The organism is Pigmentiphaga litoralis, from assembly GCF_014651835.1.
Lineage (GTDB): Bacteria > Pseudomonadota > Gammaproteobacteria > Burkholderiales > Burkholderiaceae_B > Pigmentiphaga > Pigmentiphaga litoralis.
Window position 1 is genome coordinate 1,811,207 of record NZ_BMXQ01000001.1, and the last position, 17,654, is coordinate 1,828,860.

A 17,654-nucleotide genomic window follows, 5' to 3' on the forward strand; every position below is an offset into this window, starting at 1 on the left:
GTGTGCGCTCCGCCATCCACCGGTTCAAGGGGCTTCTTTCTCGGGGTCTTTGACCTTGTCGAACTGATCGAACTCGACGTTCACCAGCTTGCCGTTGACCTTCTCGACACGGCGGATGTAGACGGTCTGCACGATGTCGCGCGTGGCCGGGTCGATGGCGATCGGGCCGCGCGGGCTTTCAAACGCCACGCCCTTGAGCGCTTCCATCACCTTGTCGCCATTCACGTCACCCTTGGTCTTGGCCAGGGCGGCGTCGAGCGCGGCCATGCCGTCATAGGCGGCCACGGCAAAGTAGCTGGGCCGCAGCTTGTCGCCGAATTGCGTGCTGAAGTCCTTTACGAACTTCTGGTTCTTGGGGGACGCATGGGCGTACGAATAGTGGTGGCTGGTGACCAGGCCCAGGGCCACGTCGCCGGTTGCTTCCAGGTAGCTGTCATCGGTTGCTTCGCCGGTGGCGATGAGCTTGATGCCGGCTTCTTCCAGGCCGCGTTCCTTGAAGGCTTTCAGGAAGGCAGGCGGCTGCACGCCCGACGGAAAGAAGATGAAGACGGCTTGCGGCTTGTCGTCCTTGATGCGCTGGACGTAGGCCGAAAAGTCCGGGTTGTTCATGGGCGTGCGGACCGAGTTCACGATCTTGCCGCCGCCCGCCGTGAACGCTTTCTTGAAGGCGCTTTCGGCATCGACCCCCGACGCGTAATCGGCCACGACGGTGTACACCTCTTTGATGCCGTTCTTGAGGGCCCACTGCGCCATGGGCGCGGACACCTGTTGCACCGTGAACGACGTGCGCGCCGCATAGGGTGACCGTGTCGTGATGGCCGACGACGCGGCGTTCATGACGATGGTCGGGATCTTGGCTTCTGCAGCCACGGCGCCCACGGCGTACGCGTTGGGACTGAAGTCGATACCGGCCAGGAAGTTGACCTTGTTGCGCACCACCAGTTCTTGCGCGAAGCGTTTGGCCAGGTCGGGCGCGGCGCCCGCCGTGTCCTTCTTGATGATCTCGACCTTGCGGCCGGCAAGCTTGCCGCCGTGTTCCTTCAGCCAGATGGCGATGCCGTTGTCGAACTGCTTGCCGTAGTCCGCATACGGGCCGGAGTACGAGGCAATGACGCCAATCCGCAGTGTGTCATCGGCGGCATGCGCCGTGACGCCGGCCGCGGCCAATCCCACTGCGGATGCACATGCCAGCCACGCTGCCAGCTTGCTCTTGATCACCATATCAGCTCCATTGCAAATGTTCCGCCTACCGGCGAAGGTGTCGAGTATCGGGGATAGATCGTTCAGAAGGTGTCGAAGTACTCGCGTTGTTCCCAGTCACTGACTTCCAGCTGGAAGCGCGCGATCTCGGCTTCCTTGATGTGGCAGAAGTAGTCGACGAATCCCGCACCCAGGCCGTCGACCAGGCCTTGATCGGCGCGCAGGCAATCGAGCGCCTCGCCCAGCGACCGCGGCAGGATCGGCGCATCGGTTTCATACGGCATGTCGGCCGACGGGCCCGGGTCCAGCTTGCGGTGCAGTCCGTCCAGGCCCGAAATGGCCTGCGACGCAAAGTACAGATACGGGTTCGCAGCGGGTTCACCGATGCGGTTTTCGATGCGACTGGCCTTGTCGCCCACACCACCCAGCACACGCAGCATGGCGCCGCGGTTGTCGCGGCCCCAGATCGCGCGATCGGGCGCGAGCGAATACGGGCGATAGCGTTTGTAGCCGTTCAAGGTCGGTGTCGACAATGCGGTGGCGCCACAGGCATGCGCGAGGAGACCGGCCAGGTACTGCTTGCCGATGTCCGACAGCTGCTCGCCTTCGGTGCTTGGCATGAAGGCGTTGACGCCGTCCGACGTGCGTACCAGCGACTGATGCAGATGCCAGCCGCTCGACACGACATTGGGGATCTTGGGGCGGCACATGAAGGTGGCGTGGTAGCCATGGCGGCGGCACACCTGCTTGACCGCGCTGCGAAACAGGATCATGGCGTCGGCTGTGGCCAGCGCGTCATCGGGGGCAAACGTGAATTCGAACTGGCTTGGACCGAACTCGACTTCCAGCGAACGCAGGGGCAGGCCCAGTTGCTGGGCGGTGGTGCGCACCAACTGCATGACGTCGTCCATGCTGTCATAGCGCAGTTCGGTCAGGTATTGATAGCCGTGGGACAGCAGCTCGACATCGGGCGGCACGCCGGGCTGGCCCGGCTGGCCGGCGTCTTGCGGCTGCATGTGATGCTGCGTAACCTTGAATACATGGCATTCGACTTCCAGCCCGGTGATCAGTCGATAACCGGCATCGGTCACGCCTTTGAGAGTGCGGCGAAACAGCTGGCGCGTATCGAAAGGTACCGGCTCGCCGGTCTGGAAGTAGGTGTCGCACAGCAGCCATCCGGTGCCCGGCGCCCACGGCAGGACCTTGAAGGTGGTGGGGTCGGCCACCATCAGCACGTCGGCCGCGCCCTGCATTTCGGGCCGGCTGAAGCCGCCTCCGGTCGAGAAGACCGGGAACACGGTGCGGTGCGACGTGTCCTTGGCAAACATGGTGGTCGTGATGGTCACGCCACTGCGCAAGGCCTTGATGGCTTCCTGCGTGACCAGGGTCTTGCCGCGCAGGATGCCGTGCTGGTCGGGAAAGGAAAAGCGCACGGTGTCGATGCTGCCGCTTTCGAGTGCACTGACGACGTCGCGGGCCGCGGCCGACTGCACCGCCGACCAGAGTCCGAACTGTTCAACGAAGGCCATGGCTCACTCCGACCTGACTTTCGATGCCCATTCGGACGCATCGCGGCGCTTGCGGTCGGCGTCTTTCCAGTAATTGCCCCACGTGTCGCCGGGGCCCACGCCATCGATGGACGGCGGGCCGGTCATGGCCGACGCCTGTTCGGCGTTGACCACCATCAGGGGCGTCTGGCCCGCTTCGGCCGCATCGATCGCGTCGGCCAGCAGGCGGCGATACGCGACGATGCCCTTGTCGGTGGATCCCAGGTGTTCACGCGTGCGGTCCTGGATCTTGCCTTGCGATTCCACCGCCCACTGATCATGCACGTTGATATCGTGCCCCATACCGGTATAGGTGTGCGCGCGTTGTTCGGCGCTGTCGTACCCGTAGTTGTTGAAGCGGCCCACGCGCGGCAGGTAGTCGGGCAGGGTGTACAGCGCCAGGCGCTGGTCGCGCATCTGCTGCTTGTTCACCGGCGCGCCAAAGCTGGTGAAGATGGCGTACCAATAGCAGCTGCCGTCATCGAGCGGCACGTGCCACTGCGCGATGGTCATCTCGGAACTCATCGGAATGATGAAGGCCTGCGGGAACACCAGGTTGGTCACGCGTACGTGGGTCTGGTCGTCGGGCAGCTTGCGCAGGGCCGTCAGGCGCAGGCCGTAGTCGACCGCGTCGATCTTGATTTCCGGGCGATCGTATTCGCGCAGCACCTTGGTGATGGGCATGGCCGAGTCGGCCGACGCGCCGCGAAACTGCTTGCCGTAGCTGGCGTCGGTATCGCCGTCTTCAAAGAAACGGTGCAGGTAGGACGCGTGGGCGGGGTCGATGCCGACTTCCAGCGCCTGCAGCCAGTTGCAGTCGAGGAAGCCCTTGAATGCAAAGGTGTAGGCGTCGGGAGCAATAAAGCAATCGAAGGCCGGGAAGGCTGGTGGTTCGCCGCCGCCAATGTACGCGAACAGCACGCCGCCCTTTTCCACCACCGGGTAGGCCGCCTGCTTGACGCGTGTACAGAGCTTGCTGCCGTCGGGTTCGGCGGGCGTTTCGATACAGTTGCCGTTTACATCGAACAGCCAGCCGTGGAACAGGCAGCGCACGCCGCCATCTTCCAGACGGCCAAACGCCAGGTCGGCGCCGCGATGCGGACAGTCCCGGTCCAGCATGCCGTAGCGGCCGGTGTCGTCGCGGAACACGATGAAGTCCTGACCCAGCAGCTTGACCGGCTTGATGGGGCGGTCGCCTTCCAGTTCGTCAAGCAGGGCGACGGGTTGCCAGTATTGACGCAGCAAGGCGCCACCGGGAGTGCCCGGGCCGACCCGGGTAAGACGTTCGTTCTGGGCTGCGGTCATCATCGTTGAAAGCTCCTTGCCTGGAGAAGGCGCACGAAAGACGGCGCCGGTCCGTGAATGCATGCAGCATCCTAAATGCTGGATCCAGAGAAGTAAACAGGTTTTTCGAACGCGCTCTGATGCATGCATGTGCAAAGCCCCTCTGGTCGCCCGATACGCTTGATATATCGGCCTATAGCTGCCATTCTTGGGTCGCTAAGTCGGCGTTCTTCGAAACCTGCTGATCACCCATTTTCGTGCACCTCGCACCAAACTGGATCCAGTTTTGTGCACGGCGCTACAATGCCTGCACCCACCGCCCCGCCCCTCTGGAGACTTCCGTGGAATCACAACAGACCCGCGTTCTCGTGCAGCTTCGCGACCTGATCCTGAAGGGCGAATTTGCGCCGGGCGAACGTCTGGCCGAAGTGCCGCTGGCGGAGAAGCTTGGCGTATCCCGCACCCCGGTGCGCCTGGCGCTGGCCGGGCTGGAGCAGGAAGGCTTGATCGAACCGTCTCCCACCAACGGCTACATGATGCGGCGCTTCACGCCGCGCGAGATCGCCGATTCGATTGCGGTGCGGGGCCATCTGGAAGGCATGGCGGCGCGGCTGGTGGCCGAGCATGGCGTGTCGCGGCAACTGTCGCTGGACCTGCGCAGCTGCCTGCGTGACGGCGACCGGGCGCTCAGCAAGTCCGGCATGAACTACGACGACTATGCCTTGTATGGCGCGATGAACGACCGCTTCCATCAGTTGATCGTGGACGCCGCCGGCAATTCGGCGCTGGCCCGCGCCATCGACATGAACAACCGCCTGCCGTTTGCGGCGCCCAGCACCATGCTGCCGATGCAGAACGCCGACAACGAACGCCAGCAGTGGATGGTGTATGCGCATCTTCAACACCACACGCTGGTGCATGTGATGGAAAAAGGCGAAGGCGCGCGGGCGCAGGCGCTGATGCAGGAACACGTGAGCGTGGCGCAGATGAACCTGGACCACGCGCTGGAACAGCCCGAAACCGCCGCGCAGTTCCTGCCGGCCATGCGGCTGATGTTCGGCCACCACTGACGGCCTGTGCGGTCTCTGCGCGGCGGTGTGCGCAGCGGTTTGCGCCGCGGTGTGCGCAGCGGTTTGCGCCGCGGTGTGCGGCTTTCGCCCACCCTCCCTGCCCTACTCGACCGGCACACCCGCCGCCTTGACGATCGCGGCCCACTTCTTGACCTCGGCGGCCACGAAGGTCTTGAAGGCATCGGGCGAACTTGGCGTCACGATAAAGCCCTGCGATGAAAAGAAGGTCTTCATGTCCGGCCGGTCCAGCACCTTGTTGACCTCGGCGTTCAACGCGGCCACGACGTCGGGGGGCGTGCCGGCCGGCGCGAACAGGCCCTGCCACGACAGGGCTTCAAAGCCCGGCACACCCGACTCGGCCACCGTGGGCACATCCGGGAACATGGGGTGGCGCTGCTGCGAGGTCACGGCGATCGCCTGGATCTTTCCCGACTTCACGAACTGCTGCACCACCAGCAGGTCGCCAAACATCGAATCGAGCTGTCCGCCCAGCAAGTCGTTCAGGGCCGGAGCGCTGCCCTTGTAAGGCACGTGCAGCAACTGCACACCGGTGGCGAGCGCGAACATCTCGCCGGTCAGATGCATGGATGTGCCGTTGCCCGGCGACCCGTAGGTAACCTGGGCGGGCCGGCTCTTGGCATGCGCTACGTACTCGGGCACCGTGCGCGCGGGCACGTTGGCGTTCTTGACGAGCATCAACGGCGAATTGACGATCATCGAGATGGGCGCAAAGTCCTTGACCGGGTCATAGCTGGGCTTGGCGTACAGACTGTAGCTAACCGCGTGTGACCCGGTCACCCCCATCAACAGGGTGTAGCCGTCGGCCGGCGCGCGGGCGACAAATGCCGAACCCACGGTGCCGCCCGCGCCCGGCCGGTTTTCCACGATCACGGACTGGCCAAAGTCCTGGGTCATGGCATCGGCCAGCTTGCGGGCCAGCACGTCGGTGCTGCCGCCTGGCGGAAACGGTACGACGATGCGCACCAGCTTGTTCGGAAAGGCGCTCGTACCGGCCGCAGCCGGGGTCTGCGCGTGCGCAGTGCCAGACGCGGCAATCAGAAGCGAACCACAGAGCAAGGACAACACGGCTTTCATACCACCTCCCAGGACATGCATTCGTCGGAAATCCGTCATGGCGCACCCCAGCCGCCACCGCCCGCCGTTTCGATCGTGAGCCGATCGCCGGCGCGCCATATGAATCGGGTCTTCGATGCCAGCGGCTCGATGCTTCCGTCGCGGCGGACCACCTGGGCCCGTGACGGCGCGCCGGCGGCGCCGCCCTGCGCACCGGGCGCGCCGGCATCGTGCCGCTCGCCGCGATACGACACGGTCGCTTCGCCTTCCAGCAGCAGGTAGCTGCGCACCACGCCATCCCCGCCGGCATGGCGACCCGCGCCACCCGATCCACGGCGGCGGCGATACGTTTCAAGCCGCAGCGGCGCCTGGCTTTCCAGCATTTCCACCGGCAGATTCTTGCCGTTGCCCACGTCGGTGGATATGCCGCTGGCGCCGGGGCCCGCCGGCCCTGCACCCGCGCCGCCCGCAATGATCTCGGTAAAGAAATACGGCCGGCCCGCGGCATCCTTGCCGCCCACCGCCATCACCACCGCCACGCCGGAATGGGGCGCCGATGCATGGACGGGATCGGCCTTGGCCCAGGCGGCCAGCAGCGTATTGCAGGCGAGCTTGACCGTGGCCGTGCGCGCATTGACCGCCGCCGGAAAGCGCGGATTGACGATCGACCCGTCGGGCAATAACCAGTCGGCCGCCAGCAGGCAACCCTGGTTGCTGGGGGCATCGGGCGCCAGCGTGCGCATGAAGAAGAACACCGCGGCCAGCACGGCCGCAGGCGGCGCGTTGATGGGCGCGGCGGCCTGCGCGGACGACCCGGTAAAGTCGATGTGCAGGCGATCGCCAGTCTTGGTCAGGGTGACGTGGACCGTGACGCCAAGGGGGTGGCCAAGCGCATTGCTGGATGCGTCGCCAGGCGCGCTGCCGGCGGCATGGGCAGGCAGGGTGCCCGGCGTGTTCCCGCGTGCGTCCAGCCGGTCGGCGTGGGCGAAAACACCGTCCAGCAGCGCGGCCAGCGCATCTCGCGTCATGCGCTCGGCCTGCAGGATCAGTGCATCGCAGCCCGGTGCAAACGCAGCGCCCTGCGCGCGTGCCAGTTCCTGCACCTGGCGCTCGCCCAATGAGATCGCGGCCCATTGCGCTTCCAGGTCGCCCAGCAGGTTGTCGGGGGTGCGGCTGTTGGCAGACAGGACCGTGCGCAGGCCGGGGTCGATGTGGCCGTTCCGGCGCCACCGCACCGGCGGCAGGCGCAGGCCTTCCACGAATACATCGGTGGCATCCGGCGGCAAGGAACCCGGCGTGCTGCCGCCGATGTCCTGGTGATGCAGGGTGGCTGCGGTCAGCGCCACGAGCGCGCCGTCGAGCATCACGGGCCTGACCATGACCATGTCGGGCAGGTGCGTGCCGCCCGACCACGGGTCGTTCATCAGCAAGGCATCGCCGTCGCGCATGTCGTCTATGGGGAATGCTTTCAGGATGCCAACGACGGCAGGGATCATGCTGCCCAGCAACAGCGGCAGCGAACGCGCCTGCGCGATCACGCGGCCGTCAGGCAGGAAGATGGCGGCGGCGCAATCCATGCCTTCGCGCGCGATTGACGAGATCGCCGATCGCACGAGCGCATCCTGCATGCGGTCGGCGATGCCCTCGAGCTGCATGCGCAGGATTTCGAGGAAGGCCGGGTCGATGGAGGCTGTCATGGCGCGCAAGTCCGCGGCGCGGTCGGACGGCAGGGCGTCGCTCGTCGTCATGGCGCCTCCAGAATCAGCACGCCATCGTCACCGACCGTCCAGTGCCATCGTGGCGGAATCCAGATCGTTGTGTCGAGTGCGGTGACCCGCGCGGGACCTGTGCCGGTGTCGTGCGCGGCAAGGTCTGCGCGCGCAAGCATTGTGCAGGACGGAACACCTGGCCATCGCAACGCCAAGGCAGCGTGATGGAGAGGCGTTGGCCCCGCATCGCTTTCGGCTTTTGTTGTCAATGTCAACGACCTGCCCAACGGCGCCCACCGTGCCACCGCACGTACCGCATGCACGCGATGCCCGCCGGTAAACGCCTGGCCGCGCACCCGCTTGTGCACGTCATCAAACCGCGCCGCGAGCGTTGCCGCCGTGTCCACACCCGGCGTGTACGCGACTTCCAATGCAAACTCCTGGCCGAGATACCCCAGGTCCACAAAGCTGTCGACGACGCGTTCGGTGTGGCCTGTGGGTGTGCCCTCGGGCAAGGCAACGGTCAGCTCCCGCAGCAGCGCTTCGATCGTGGGCAGCACGTCTTCGTCATCGAGCACGCCCGACATGGCCGCTTCTTTCATTGCGATGCGCGGGCTGCGCAGCAAGCCATAGGCGGCAGCGACCCCCGGCAACGGTGGCACGACCACGCGCCGCGCGCCCACCAGGGCAGCGGCCTCGGCCACGTGCAGGCCCCCTCCTCCTCCGGCGGCGATCAGGGTCACATCGCGCGGGTTCACACCGGCCGCAAAGGCCGTGCGTTTGATGGCTTCGGCCAGGGACGCATTGGCCACTGCCAACGCCGCCGCCGCGGCCGCCGCGACCGACAGTCCCAAGGGCATGGCAACGCCGTCGTTGACGGCCGCTTCGGCCTTGCCATGATCGAGCATCAAGCCGCTGGCCAGCCGCTCGGGCAACAGCCCCAGCACGACCAGGCAATCGGTGAGGGTGGCCAGCATGCCGCCCTGGGCATACGCCGCCGGGCCGGGCCGCGCACCCGCCGAATCCGGACCGATGCGCAGCGCTCCGGCGGCATTGACCCGCACGATGCTTCCCCCGCCCAGCGGGATGGAGACGATGTCCAGCGACCGCACGCGCAGGTCCAGGTGGCCGACGGCCAAGCCCTGCGTATACCGGGCGGCGCCCTGTTCGAGCAGGCTCAGGTCCGAGCTGGTGCCGCCAATGTCGATACTGATCGCGGCCGACGCAGCGGTAGCGGGATCGAGCATGCGGGCCACGCCATTGACGGCTGCAGCCGGCCCGGACATGGCCAGCGCGATCGGCAAGGCTGCGCAGTCATCGACCGGCGCAATGCCGCCCAACGATCGCATGACCCAGGGTGCCGGGTAACCGCGTTCCGCCAGGCCGGCTTTCAACGCCTGCAGATAGGCCGACACCCCCGGCTTGACGTAGGCGTCCATGGCGGTCGTCAGCCAGCGTTCGAACTCGCGCGGACGCGGATCGACCGTGCTGGACAAGGACACCTGCAAAGCCGGAGACACCTCGGCGCACCATGCCGCGACCTGGCGTTCGTGCGCGGGATTGCGGTACGAGAACAGCAGGCAGATGGCCACGCTGCGCACGCCGGCGGCGTGCAGCGCGGACAGGGCATCGGCTACCGACGACCGCGTCAATGGCTCGACCTCATTGCCGTCGGCATCGAGCCGGCCATCGATCTCGGCACGCAGGTCTTCAGGTATCAGGTCGACCGGTGTCTGCACGGCCACATGGCTTGCATACAGGTCGCGCCGGCTCTGACGGCCCAGGGTCAGTACATCGGCATAGCCGCGCGGCACCAGCACGCCGACCGGCGCGGCGTCGTGTTCAAGCAGCATGTTGGTGGCGATGGTTGTGCCGTGCAACCACCGGGTCACGTCGGCGCCACGAAAGCCTTGCACGCAGGCGACCGTGTCCACGGCAGCCAGCACGGCGTCGGCCGGTGCCGCCCCGCGCCGCGCGTGTTTGGACGCGTGTACGACACCATCGGGAGATACCGCGATCACGTCGACAAAGGTGCCGCCCACATCGACCGCGACTTCCCAGCCAAATGCGTTGGCACGTGGGGCGCCCGCACCATCAGGCCTAGCCGCATCTGCCCCACCTGCGTCACCATCCTTTGAACGCACGTCGGCCATCTAGAACCGCTCGGCCGAAAAGGGTGCCAGATCGACGCCGGTCGGCCGCCCTGCCACCAGATTGGCAATCTCGCGTCCCGTCGTCGCCCCGCCGCACATGCCGACGTGACCATGACCGAACCCCAGCCACACGTTGGCAACGCCCGGCGCGCGATCGATGACCGGCATGCTGTCGGGCAGGCAGGGCCGATGTCCCATCCACTCGGTGCTGCGGCTGGCGTCCAGGTGCGGGAACATGTCCTTGCCGCGCGACAGCAGCACGGCGGACCGGCGGTAGTCCGGCGGCGCCTTCAATCCCGCAAATTCGACCGACCCAGCCAGCCGCAGGCCCTTGGCCATCGGATTGACCATCATGTTGTGTTCGACCGCCATGACGGTGTGCTTCAGTTGGAGGTTCGAACTGTTGACGGTCACGTGATAGCCGCGCTGCGTCTCCAGCGGAATCCGCGTGCCCAGCGCCCGGGTCAGCGACCCCGACCATGCCCCGGCCGCCACGACCACGCCATCGCACGCCAGCACTTCACCCTGCGCCAGCCGCACGCCAGTCACGGTGTCGCCGCGGCGCACGAAGCCGGTCGCCTGATCGGTCACCTTGCTCGCGCCATCGCGCATGCACTGCGCATACAAGGCCTTGACCAGTTCTGACGGATCCAGCGTGGACCCGTTTTCCGGCGCCAGGATGCCGAAGCGAAACTTGCCGCGCAGATCGGGCTCCAGCGTTTCCAGTTCGTCCTGCGCCACGTCGCGCATCTCGACGCCCAGTCGGCGCCGCAGGTCCATGCCCCACTGCCATTGCCGCGCGATCTCGCGTCCGGAATAGACATACAGACAGCCGGTCCGGCGCACCAGTGCCTGCGCATTCGCATGGGCCAGCAAGGGACCATAGTTGTCGAAGATGGGCGCCAGCAGGTTGCGCATGGCGGTGGCGATCCGGACGACCTCGGCCGGACGGGAATGACGCAAAAAGCGCAGCAACCACGGCATGGCCGCCGGCAGATACGTGCCGCGAACGGTCAACGGGCCCAATGGATCGAGCAGCCAGCCCGGCACCTTCTTCCACATGCCCGGCATGCCGACGGGCAGGCAGGCGCTGGGCGACAGGGAACCCGCATTGCCGAACGAACAGGCCTCGCCTGCGTCGCGGGGATCCAGGAAGGTGACCTGATGGCCGTCGCGCTGCAGCCATGCGGCTGTGCAGACGCCGACGATTCCGGTCCCGATGACAACAACGTGCATGGCATTCCCGGTGCTTGTGCGAGTCCGTGCATGCCTGGCGGCACGGTCGCACCAAAGTGGATCCAGAACTGAAGAAACTGAATTCAGTCAGCGTGTTTGTGATCCACTATTCGGCAGAATGCGTAGGGTGTCAATAGGGCGACAGCGGCAAACGGAGCGACCTCAAAGCCGCGCAAATGCTTGTCCTGCAAAGCGTTTTCGCGGATTCACACACCGCATCTTTGCTGAACTAAATTTTGCAACATCGCGCGCCGCTGTCTGCATTGGATCCAGTATCAGGCCGCGACACGCCATTGCATCGCACCGGGTCCACCCCGCGCCAAATCGTTTGCCGCGCCCTGCCCCATCGCAGTGCAGGATCCGCGAGCCGCGATGGTGCATGCCCGGGCGCAAAAAAAGGCCGCGCATGGCGGCCTCTTTTTGTCTTTCCGACGGAATCGGAAGACGGCGATCAGATGGCGATGATCAACGCCACCACGCCAATGATCAACGCTGCCTTCGTCAGGCGATACACGGTGCGGTTCCAGTTCTTCAATTTGCGCCGATACTGGCCGCCCACCCACACGATGTAGAACAGCTTGTTGATCAAACCGGTCTTGTCGCCGTCTTCATTGGGCGAGCTTGCCGCGGTCATGACCTTGCGGCCGAACCAGTGGTTGAAGGCCTGCGCCCAGCGCGTCTTGAGCGGACGCTCCACGTCGCAAAACAGAATGATGCGGTCCTTGTCGGACCCGTTCTGCGCCCAGTGGATGAAGGTCTCGTCGAACACCACGCTTTCGCCATCGCGCCAGCTGTAACGCTGGCCATCGACCTCGATAAAGCAGCGGTCGTCATTGGGCGTCTCCAGCCCCAGGTGATACCGCAAGGACCCCGCGAACGGATCGCGATGCCTGTTCAAGGTCGCGCCAGGGGGCAGTTCCGCAAACATCGCCGCCTTGACCTCGGGGATCCCGCGCAGGATTTCCACGGTACGGGGGCAGAACTCGCCCGCCGACGGGTGCTCGGCTTCATACCACTTCAGATAAAACCGTTTCCAGCCCGACTTGAAGAAGGAATTGAAGCCCGCGTCATTGTTCCTGGCGGCAGCGCGAATGCGCTGCGCCTCGCGCAGGTTGACCGCTTCGTCGCGAATGATTTCCCAGTTGTCATCCAGCGCCTTGAGCGCCGGCAGCCGGTCGGCCGGAATGTAGGGAATGGCCGGCACGCGCGAGAACATATACATGAACACGTTGATCGGCGCGACGATCGACGAATGGTCGAACAGCTGGCGAAAGAAAGGCAGTCGCACCCGGCCGCGCAAATGCACGTAGGCAATGCAGCCGAGATAGAGCGCAATGATGACCCATTTCATGGTGACGTCCTTTGCGGGCGAGGGGGCGGCGGACTGAAGGCGCTCAGTCCAGCGTCAGCACCGTCGAACCCGTCGTTTTTCTCGTGGCGAGCGCTTCGTGCGCCTCGCCGATGTTTTCCAGGCGGAACCGCTGCTCGATGCGGACCTTGATCTTCTTGGCCAGCACCAGCGCGAACAGGTCGTCGGCCGCTGCCTGCATCTTTTCCAGGGTGTTGACGTGATGACCCACCATGGGCCGGGTCACGAACAGCGAGCCCTTCTGCGCCAGGATGCCCAGATTCACGCCGGTGACCGGGCCCGAGGCGTTGCCGAAGCTGACCATCAAACCTCGCTGCTGCAGGCAGTCGAGCGAGGTTTCCCATGTGTCCTTGCCCACGCCGTCATAGACCACTGGCACTTTCTTGCCCTTGGTCAATTCGATCACGCGTTCCACCACGTTTTCCTTGCTGTAGTCGATCACGGCCCATGCGCCGTTGGCCTTGGCCAGCGCGGCTTTTTCTGGCGTGGATGCGGTGCCGATCAGCTTGACGCCCAGTGCCTTGGCCCACTGGCACGCGATCAGGCCCACGCCGCCCGCCGCCGCATGGAACAGGATCGTCTCGTTGCCCTGCAGGCGATACGTCTGGCGGAACAGGTACTGCGCGGTCAGGCCCTTGAGCATGATGGCCGCGCCTTCTTCGAAGCTGATGCCATCCGGCAGCCTGACGACCTGCGCCGCCGGCACATTGCGCACTTCGGCATAGGCGCCCAGCGGGCTCTGGCCGTAGGCGACCCGATCGCCCACCTTCAAGTGCTTGACGCGTGGACCCACCGCATCCACCACGCCGGCGCCCTCGAACCCCAGGCCGGACGGCAGCGAGCCCTTGTACAAGCCCGTACGGTAATAGATGTCGATGAAGTTCAGGCCCACGGCATGTTGACGGATACGGACCTCGCCCGCCTCGGGCTTGGGAACATCGACCTCGACCAGCTTCAGTACTTCGGGGCCACCGTATGCGTCGATACGAATTGCCTTGGGCATGAGTCACTCCTTGAATTGGATACCTGCGATTCTAATCGCACGCATACAATCGCCGTGAATGCCGGCCCGGCATCGACCAGAACCGGGCCGCCCAGCGTGTATTGCAAGGTACGTTATGAAGACAGATCCCCGCTTCCCGAACATGTTCATCCTCGATCACCCGTTGATCCAGCACAAACTCACCTTGATGCGTGACAAAGAGACGTCCACCCGCACGTTTCGCCAGTTGCTGCGCGAGCTGACCCTGTTGATGGGCTATGACGTGACGCGCAATCTGCCGCTCACCACCCGCCAGGTCGAAACGCCCATGACGACCATGGACGCACCCGTCATTGCCGGCAAGAAACTGGCCGTGGTGCCGGTGCTGCGCGCAGGCATCGGCATGGCGGACGGCCTGCTGGACCTGGTGCCGTCGGCCCGCATCGGCCACATCGGGCTGTATCGCGACGCCGACCTGCGCCCGGTCGAATACCTGGTGCGCCTGCCCGAACTGGAAGGCCGCACCTTCATCCTGTGCGACCCGATGATAGGCACCGGCTACTCGGCAGCCCATGCCGTCGACGTGCTGAAAACGCGCGGCGTGCCTGCCGCCGACATCCTGTTCCTGGCGCTGGTGGCGTCGCCCGAGGGCATGAAGGTCTTTTGCGACCTGCACCCCGACGTGCCGATCTACATCGCCGCGCTGGACGACCACCTGGACGAAAACGCCTACATCGTGCCGGGCCTGGGCGATGCCGGCGACCGCCTCTTCGGCACCAAGCACTGATCCACGCATCACCCATGTCATGATCCCCAGCCCGCAGGCGCGCCGTTTCGACACCCCACAGCTGTGTCTGTTCGCCAGTTGGGCGATCATGGCCATCGGCCTGATCGGCATTCTGCACTTGCACCTGCTGCTGGCGCTGCTGGCGGGGCTGCTGGTCTATCAATTGGTGCACACGCTGGCGCCGCTGATGCAGCGCCGGTTTTCGGATGAACGGGCGCGGCTGATTGCGGTGGCCTTCCTGGCTGCCGTCATCATCGGCCTGCTGACCGCCGCGGTGCTGGCGGGCGTGGCCTTCATGCGCAGCGAAGCCGCGCGGCTGCCCATGCTGTACGACCGGCTGACCGCGATCATTGCGCAGGCCCGGTTGCAGTTGCCCGGCTTTCTTGTCGACTACCTGCCCGACAATCCGGCCGAAATCCGCGCCACCGTAACGGACTGGGTCACCGAGCACACCCAGCAACTCCAGGTGGCCGGCAAGGGCGCCATCACCGCCTTCGTCCATCTGTTGATCGGCATGGTGCTGGGCGCGATGATCGCCTTGCAGCAGACGCAGCCGGGCCACGTGCGCAAGCCCCTGGCGCTGGAACTGGGCGGCCGCGCCGAACTTCTGAGCAACGCCTTCCAGCGCGTGGTGTTCGCGCAGGTGCGCATCTCGCTGCTCAATACGGCCTTCACGGCCTTGTTCCTGCTGGTCGCGCTGCCGCTGTTCGGTGTCAAGCTGCCACTGAGCAAGACATTGGTGTTGGTGACCTTCGTGGCGGGACTGCTGCCTGTCGTGGGCAACCTGATCTCGAACACCCTGATCGTGCTGGTGGGCGTGTCTGTCTCGCTGTCGGTCGGGATCGCGGCGCTTGTGTTTCTGGTCCTGATCCACAAGCTCGAATACTTCCTGAACGCCCGGATCGTGGGGGCGCGCATCCAGGCAAGTTCGTGGGAAATCCTGCTGGCCATGCTGGTGCTGGAAGCCGCCTTCGGGGTGCCGGGCCTGGTGGCCGCGCCCATCTACTACGCCTATCTGAAAAGCGAACTGGCGCGGCGGCAACTGGTGTAGTCATGCACCCAGCGAGTCTGGCCGAAGCACGCCCAACCTGACGGCCACCTGAAAATGATTGGCGTGTCAGCAACTGCATTGACAATCACTGCCTAGGCAACAATAATGTTAGCCATGGTCAAGCAATCTTCCCCTCCCCTTCACGACGACGACGCCCAATTGCGCGAGTCGCTTCGCCGCTATAACCCCGACGATAGCGTCGGCTACATGGTCAAGCAGGCGCACGTGGTACTGCAGCGTGCCGTCGACAGCGAAATGACGGCCATTGATCTGACCGCCATGCAATGGCGGCCGCTGATCATGCTGGCCATGGGGATGGGCGACACGGCCGCGGATCTTGCGCGCCAGGCCTGTGTGGATACGGGCGCCGTGACCCGCATGCTGGACCGGCTTGAAAGCAAGGGCCTGGTGCGGCGCGTGCGCAGCGTGGAAGACCGGCGGGTGATCAAGCTGGAACTGACGCTGGAAGGCCGACAGGTGGCCCTGCAGATTCCGGCCTTGCTGGAGACCGTCATGGCGCGCCTGACCCGCGGCTTTGCCGCTGACGAAATCGAGCAGTTCAAGGGCTTGCTGCGACGGATGATCACCAACGCGGACACCCCGGCGGCCTGAGGCCGGCCCACCCGCAAGCGCTGTGCTTCGACCAATTCACTGCCTAGGCAGTTACAGACTAAACAACAATATTCAGCTTCCTGTAAGACTACGCCATGAAACCTCTCTTCTTCGCGCCGCTGGTCCTTGCCTTGGCCGCTTGCGCACACATGGATCCCAACGGCAGCACCCGCCGTCCGATCGACGTTGCGGCCCTTGGCGCGCAAGATGCGCCGGCCCTGCGATGGCCCGATCAGCAGTGGTGGCAGCGCTATGACGATCCGCAGTTGAACGCGTTGATCACCGATGCCGTTGCAGGCAGTCCCAGCCTGGTCACCGCCCAGGCCCGCCTGGCCCGGGCCAGTGCAAACGCCAGCGCAGCCAACGCGGCGCTGTACCCGCAGGCCAATGCCACGGCAACCGCCACGCGCCAGCGCTACACCGAAAACGGCGCGGTTCCCCCCGCGCTGGGTGGCGAGATCCGCACCGATGCCCGGCTGGCCTTGAACCTGAGCTACGACTTCGACTTCTGGAACCGCAACGGGTCGGCGCTCAAAGCCGCGTTGTCGGAATCCCGCGCCGCCGAGGCAGAGACCCACGCGGCCCGCAATATCCTGATGAGTTCAGTGGCGGCGTCGTACTTCAATCTGCAGCGCCTGTTCGCCCAGCATGCGGTGCTCGAAGACGCCATCAAGCAACGCGGCGGCGTGTTCGACCTGACGCAGCAACGGTTCCGCAACGGCATCGACACGCGGGTCGAGGTCAAGCAGGCGGAATCGCTGCTGGCCCAGGCCCGTGCCGACCGCGTGCAGGTGGACGAGGCCATTGCCCTGCAACGCAATCAGCTGGCCGCGCTGCTGGGCGCGGCGCCGGACCGCGTCGCCGGCCTGCAGCCGGTCACGCTCGCCGCGCCGTCGTATGCCGCACCGGCCACGGTGCCGCTGTCGCTGGTCGGCCATCGCGCCGAGATCGTCGCGGCCCGCTGGCGGGTCGAAGCCGCCCAACGCAACGTGGATGTCGCCAAGGCCGCCTTCTATCCCGACATCAATATTTCGGCGTTCGCTGGCGTGTCGTCACTTGGCTTTCCCAAGCTGTTCGAAGGCGGCAGCGGCATCTTTGGCGTCGGTCCGGCGATCACCCTGCCGATTTTCGAGGGAGGCCGTCTGAACGCCAACCTGCAGGGCCGGCAGGCGGACATCGACCTGGCGATTGCCAGCTACAACCAGGCCGTGATCGACGCGGTGCATGAAGTCAGCGACACCCTGGATTCGATCCGTGCGCTGAGCCGCCAGGCCGCCGAACAACGCCAGGCGCGGCAAGCCACCGAAGAGGCCTACAACCTGGCGCTGCAACGCTACAAGGCCGGCCTGGGCAACTACCTGACGGTGCTGACCGCGCAGAGCACCGTGCTGGCGCAGGAACGGCTCGACACCGACCTGCAGGCGCGCGCGTTCACGCTCGACGTGGCGCTGGCGCGCGCGCTTGGCGGCGGCGTGGCGTTGCCCGACAGCCTGACGACGCTGCCACCCGCCACGGTGGCCACGACCAGGCGCTGATCCGGCGCCGACGACGACTGCCCCTATTCCCTTATTTATCTATCG

At 65.4% G+C, this 17,654-nt stretch carries 14 protein-coding genes; 5 read left to right on the forward strand and 9 right to left on the reverse strand.

Features of this window, described 5'->3' with window-relative positions:
• Positions 1–24: 24 nt before the first annotated feature.
• The 3 genes from IE116_RS07995 to IE116_RS08005 form a co-directional block, all read right to left on the reverse strand.
• Positions 25–1,221, reverse strand: a complete 1,197-nt coding sequence (locus IE116_RS07995; protein WP_189611351.1) for an ABC transporter substrate-binding protein — start codon at positions 1,219–1,221, stop codon at positions 25–27.
• 62 nt (positions 1,222–1,283) lie between these two features.
• Positions 1,284–2,729 (reverse strand): glutamine synthetase family protein, encoded by a 1,446-nt coding sequence (locus IE116_RS08000; protein WP_189611354.1) that lies wholly within the window; start codon positions 2,727–2,729, stop codon positions 1,284–1,286.
• 3 nt (positions 2,730–2,732) lie between these two features.
• Complete coding sequence (locus IE116_RS08005) at positions 2,733–4,055, reverse strand: aromatic ring-hydroxylating dioxygenase subunit alpha (RefSeq protein WP_189611356.1); 1,323 nt, start codon at positions 4,053–4,055, stop codon at positions 2,733–2,735.
• A 317-nt stretch (positions 4,056–4,372) separates the two neighbouring features.
• Between IE116_RS08005 and IE116_RS08010 the strand changes: the two genes are divergently transcribed.
• Positions 4,373–5,101, forward strand: a complete 729-nt coding sequence (locus tag IE116_RS08010) for a GntR family transcriptional regulator (protein ID WP_189611357.1) — start codon at positions 4,373–4,375, stop codon at positions 5,099–5,101.
• Between the two features lie 102 nt (positions 5,102–5,203).
• Here the strand turns inward: IE116_RS08010 and IE116_RS08015 are convergent, their stop codons facing one another.
• From IE116_RS08015 to IE116_RS08040, 6 genes are all read right to left on the reverse strand, one after another.
• Positions 5,204–6,196: a Bug family tripartite tricarboxylate transporter substrate binding protein gene (locus tag IE116_RS08015; RefSeq protein WP_189611359.1), complete on the reverse strand. Its 993-nt coding sequence runs from the start codon at positions 6,194–6,196 to the stop codon at positions 5,204–5,206.
• Positions 6,197–6,231: 35 nt separating this feature from the next.
• Entirely contained in the window at positions 6,232–7,923 is a 1,692-nt protein-coding gene (locus IE116_RS08020; RefSeq protein WP_229828054.1) for a hydantoinase B/oxoprolinase family protein, read from the reverse strand.
• Entirely contained in the window at positions 7,920–10,028 is a 2,109-nt protein-coding gene (locus tag IE116_RS08025) for a hydantoinase/oxoprolinase family protein (RefSeq protein ID WP_189611361.1), read from the reverse strand. The genes IE116_RS08020 and IE116_RS08025 overlap by 4 nt, the downstream gene beginning before the upstream one ends.
• A gap of 9 nt (positions 10,029–10,037) precedes the next feature.
• A complete protein-coding gene (locus tag IE116_RS08030; RefSeq protein WP_189611363.1) occupies positions 10,038–11,273 on the reverse strand; it encodes an NAD(P)/FAD-dependent oxidoreductase in 1,236 nt (411 codons plus the stop codon).
• 451 nt (positions 11,274–11,724) lie between these two features.
• Positions 11,725–12,624: a lipid A hydroxylase LpxO gene (gene lpxO, locus IE116_RS08035; RefSeq protein WP_189611364.1), complete on the reverse strand. Its 900-nt coding sequence runs from the start codon at positions 12,622–12,624 to the stop codon at positions 11,725–11,727.
• A gap of 43 nt (positions 12,625–12,667) precedes the next feature.
• Positions 12,668–13,645: a quinone oxidoreductase family protein gene (locus tag IE116_RS08040; protein ID WP_189611366.1), complete on the reverse strand. Its 978-nt coding sequence runs from the start codon at positions 13,643–13,645 to the stop codon at positions 12,668–12,670.
• 115 nt (positions 13,646–13,760) lie between these two features.
• On the opposite strand from IE116_RS08040, the gene upp reads away from it, so the two are divergent.
• The 4 genes from upp (at position 13,761) to IE116_RS08060 (ending at position 17,609) form a co-directional block, all read left to right on the forward strand.
• Entirely contained in the window at positions 13,761–14,411 is a 651-nt protein-coding gene (gene upp / locus IE116_RS08045) for a uracil phosphoribosyltransferase (RefSeq protein ID WP_189611368.1), read from the forward strand.
• Positions 14,412–14,430: 19 nt separating this feature from the next.
• Positions 14,431–15,462: an AI-2E family transporter gene (locus tag IE116_RS08050; protein WP_189611370.1), complete on the forward strand. Its 1,032-nt coding sequence runs from the start codon at positions 14,431–14,433 to the stop codon at positions 15,460–15,462.
• 114 nt (positions 15,463–15,576) lie between these two features.
• The gene (locus IE116_RS08055; RefSeq protein WP_189611371.1) at positions 15,577–16,074 is read left to right on the forward strand and encodes a MarR family winged helix-turn-helix transcriptional regulator; all 498 of its coding nucleotides are present in this window, start codon (positions 15,577–15,579) and stop codon (positions 16,072–16,074) included.
• A 95-nt stretch (positions 16,075–16,169) separates the two neighbouring features.
• Positions 16,170–17,609, forward strand: a complete 1,440-nt coding sequence (locus IE116_RS08060) for an efflux transporter outer membrane subunit (RefSeq protein WP_189611373.1) — start codon at positions 16,170–16,172, stop codon at positions 17,607–17,609.
• The last annotated feature ends 45 nt before the right edge of the window (positions 17,610–17,654 follow it).

What these genes read in the sequence shown, in the direction of transcription:
- IE116_RS07995 (WP_189611351.1), bottom strand. Translation starts at nt 1,221, where the DNA reads ATGGTGATCAAGAGCAAGCTGGCAGCGTGGCTGGCATGTGCATCCGCA.
- IE116_RS08000 (WP_189611354.1), bottom strand. Translation starts at nt 2,729, where the DNA reads ATGGCCTTCGTTGAACAGTTCGGACTCTGGTCGGCGGTGCAGTCGGCC.
- IE116_RS08005 (WP_189611356.1), bottom strand. Translation starts at nt 4,055, where the DNA reads ATGATGACCGCAGCCCAGAACGAACGTCTTACCCGGGTCGGCCCGGGC.
- IE116_RS08015 (WP_189611359.1), bottom strand. Translation starts at nt 6,196, where the DNA reads ATGAAAGCCGTGTTGTCCTTGCTCTGTGGTTCGCTTCTGATTGCCGCG.
- IE116_RS08020 (WP_229828054.1), bottom strand. Translation starts at nt 7,923, where the DNA reads ATGACGACGAGCGACGCCCTGCCGTCCGACCGCGCCGCGGACTTGCGC.
- IE116_RS08030 (WP_189611363.1), bottom strand. Translation starts at nt 11,273, where the DNA reads ATGCACGTTGTTGTCATCGGGACCGGAATCGTCGGCGTCTGCACAGCC.
- lpxO (WP_189611364.1), bottom strand. Translation starts at nt 12,624, where the DNA reads ATGAAATGGGTCATCATTGCGCTCTATCTCGGCTGCATTGCCTACGTG.
- IE116_RS08040 (WP_189611366.1), bottom strand. Translation starts at nt 13,645, where the DNA reads ATGCCCAAGGCAATTCGTATCGACGCATACGGTGGCCCCGAAGTACTG.
- upp (WP_189611368.1), top strand. Translation starts at nt 13,761, where the DNA reads ATGAAGACAGATCCCCGCTTCCCGAACATGTTCATCCTCGATCACCCG.
- IE116_RS08050 (WP_189611370.1), top strand. Translation starts at nt 14,431, where the DNA reads ATGATCCCCAGCCCGCAGGCGCGCCGTTTCGACACCCCACAGCTGTGT.
- IE116_RS08055 (WP_189611371.1), top strand. Translation starts at nt 15,577, where the DNA reads ATGGTCAAGCAATCTTCCCCTCCCCTTCACGACGACGACGCCCAATTG.
- IE116_RS08060 (WP_189611373.1), top strand. Translation starts at nt 16,170, where the DNA reads ATGAAACCTCTCTTCTTCGCGCCGCTGGTCCTTGCCTTGGCCGCTTGC.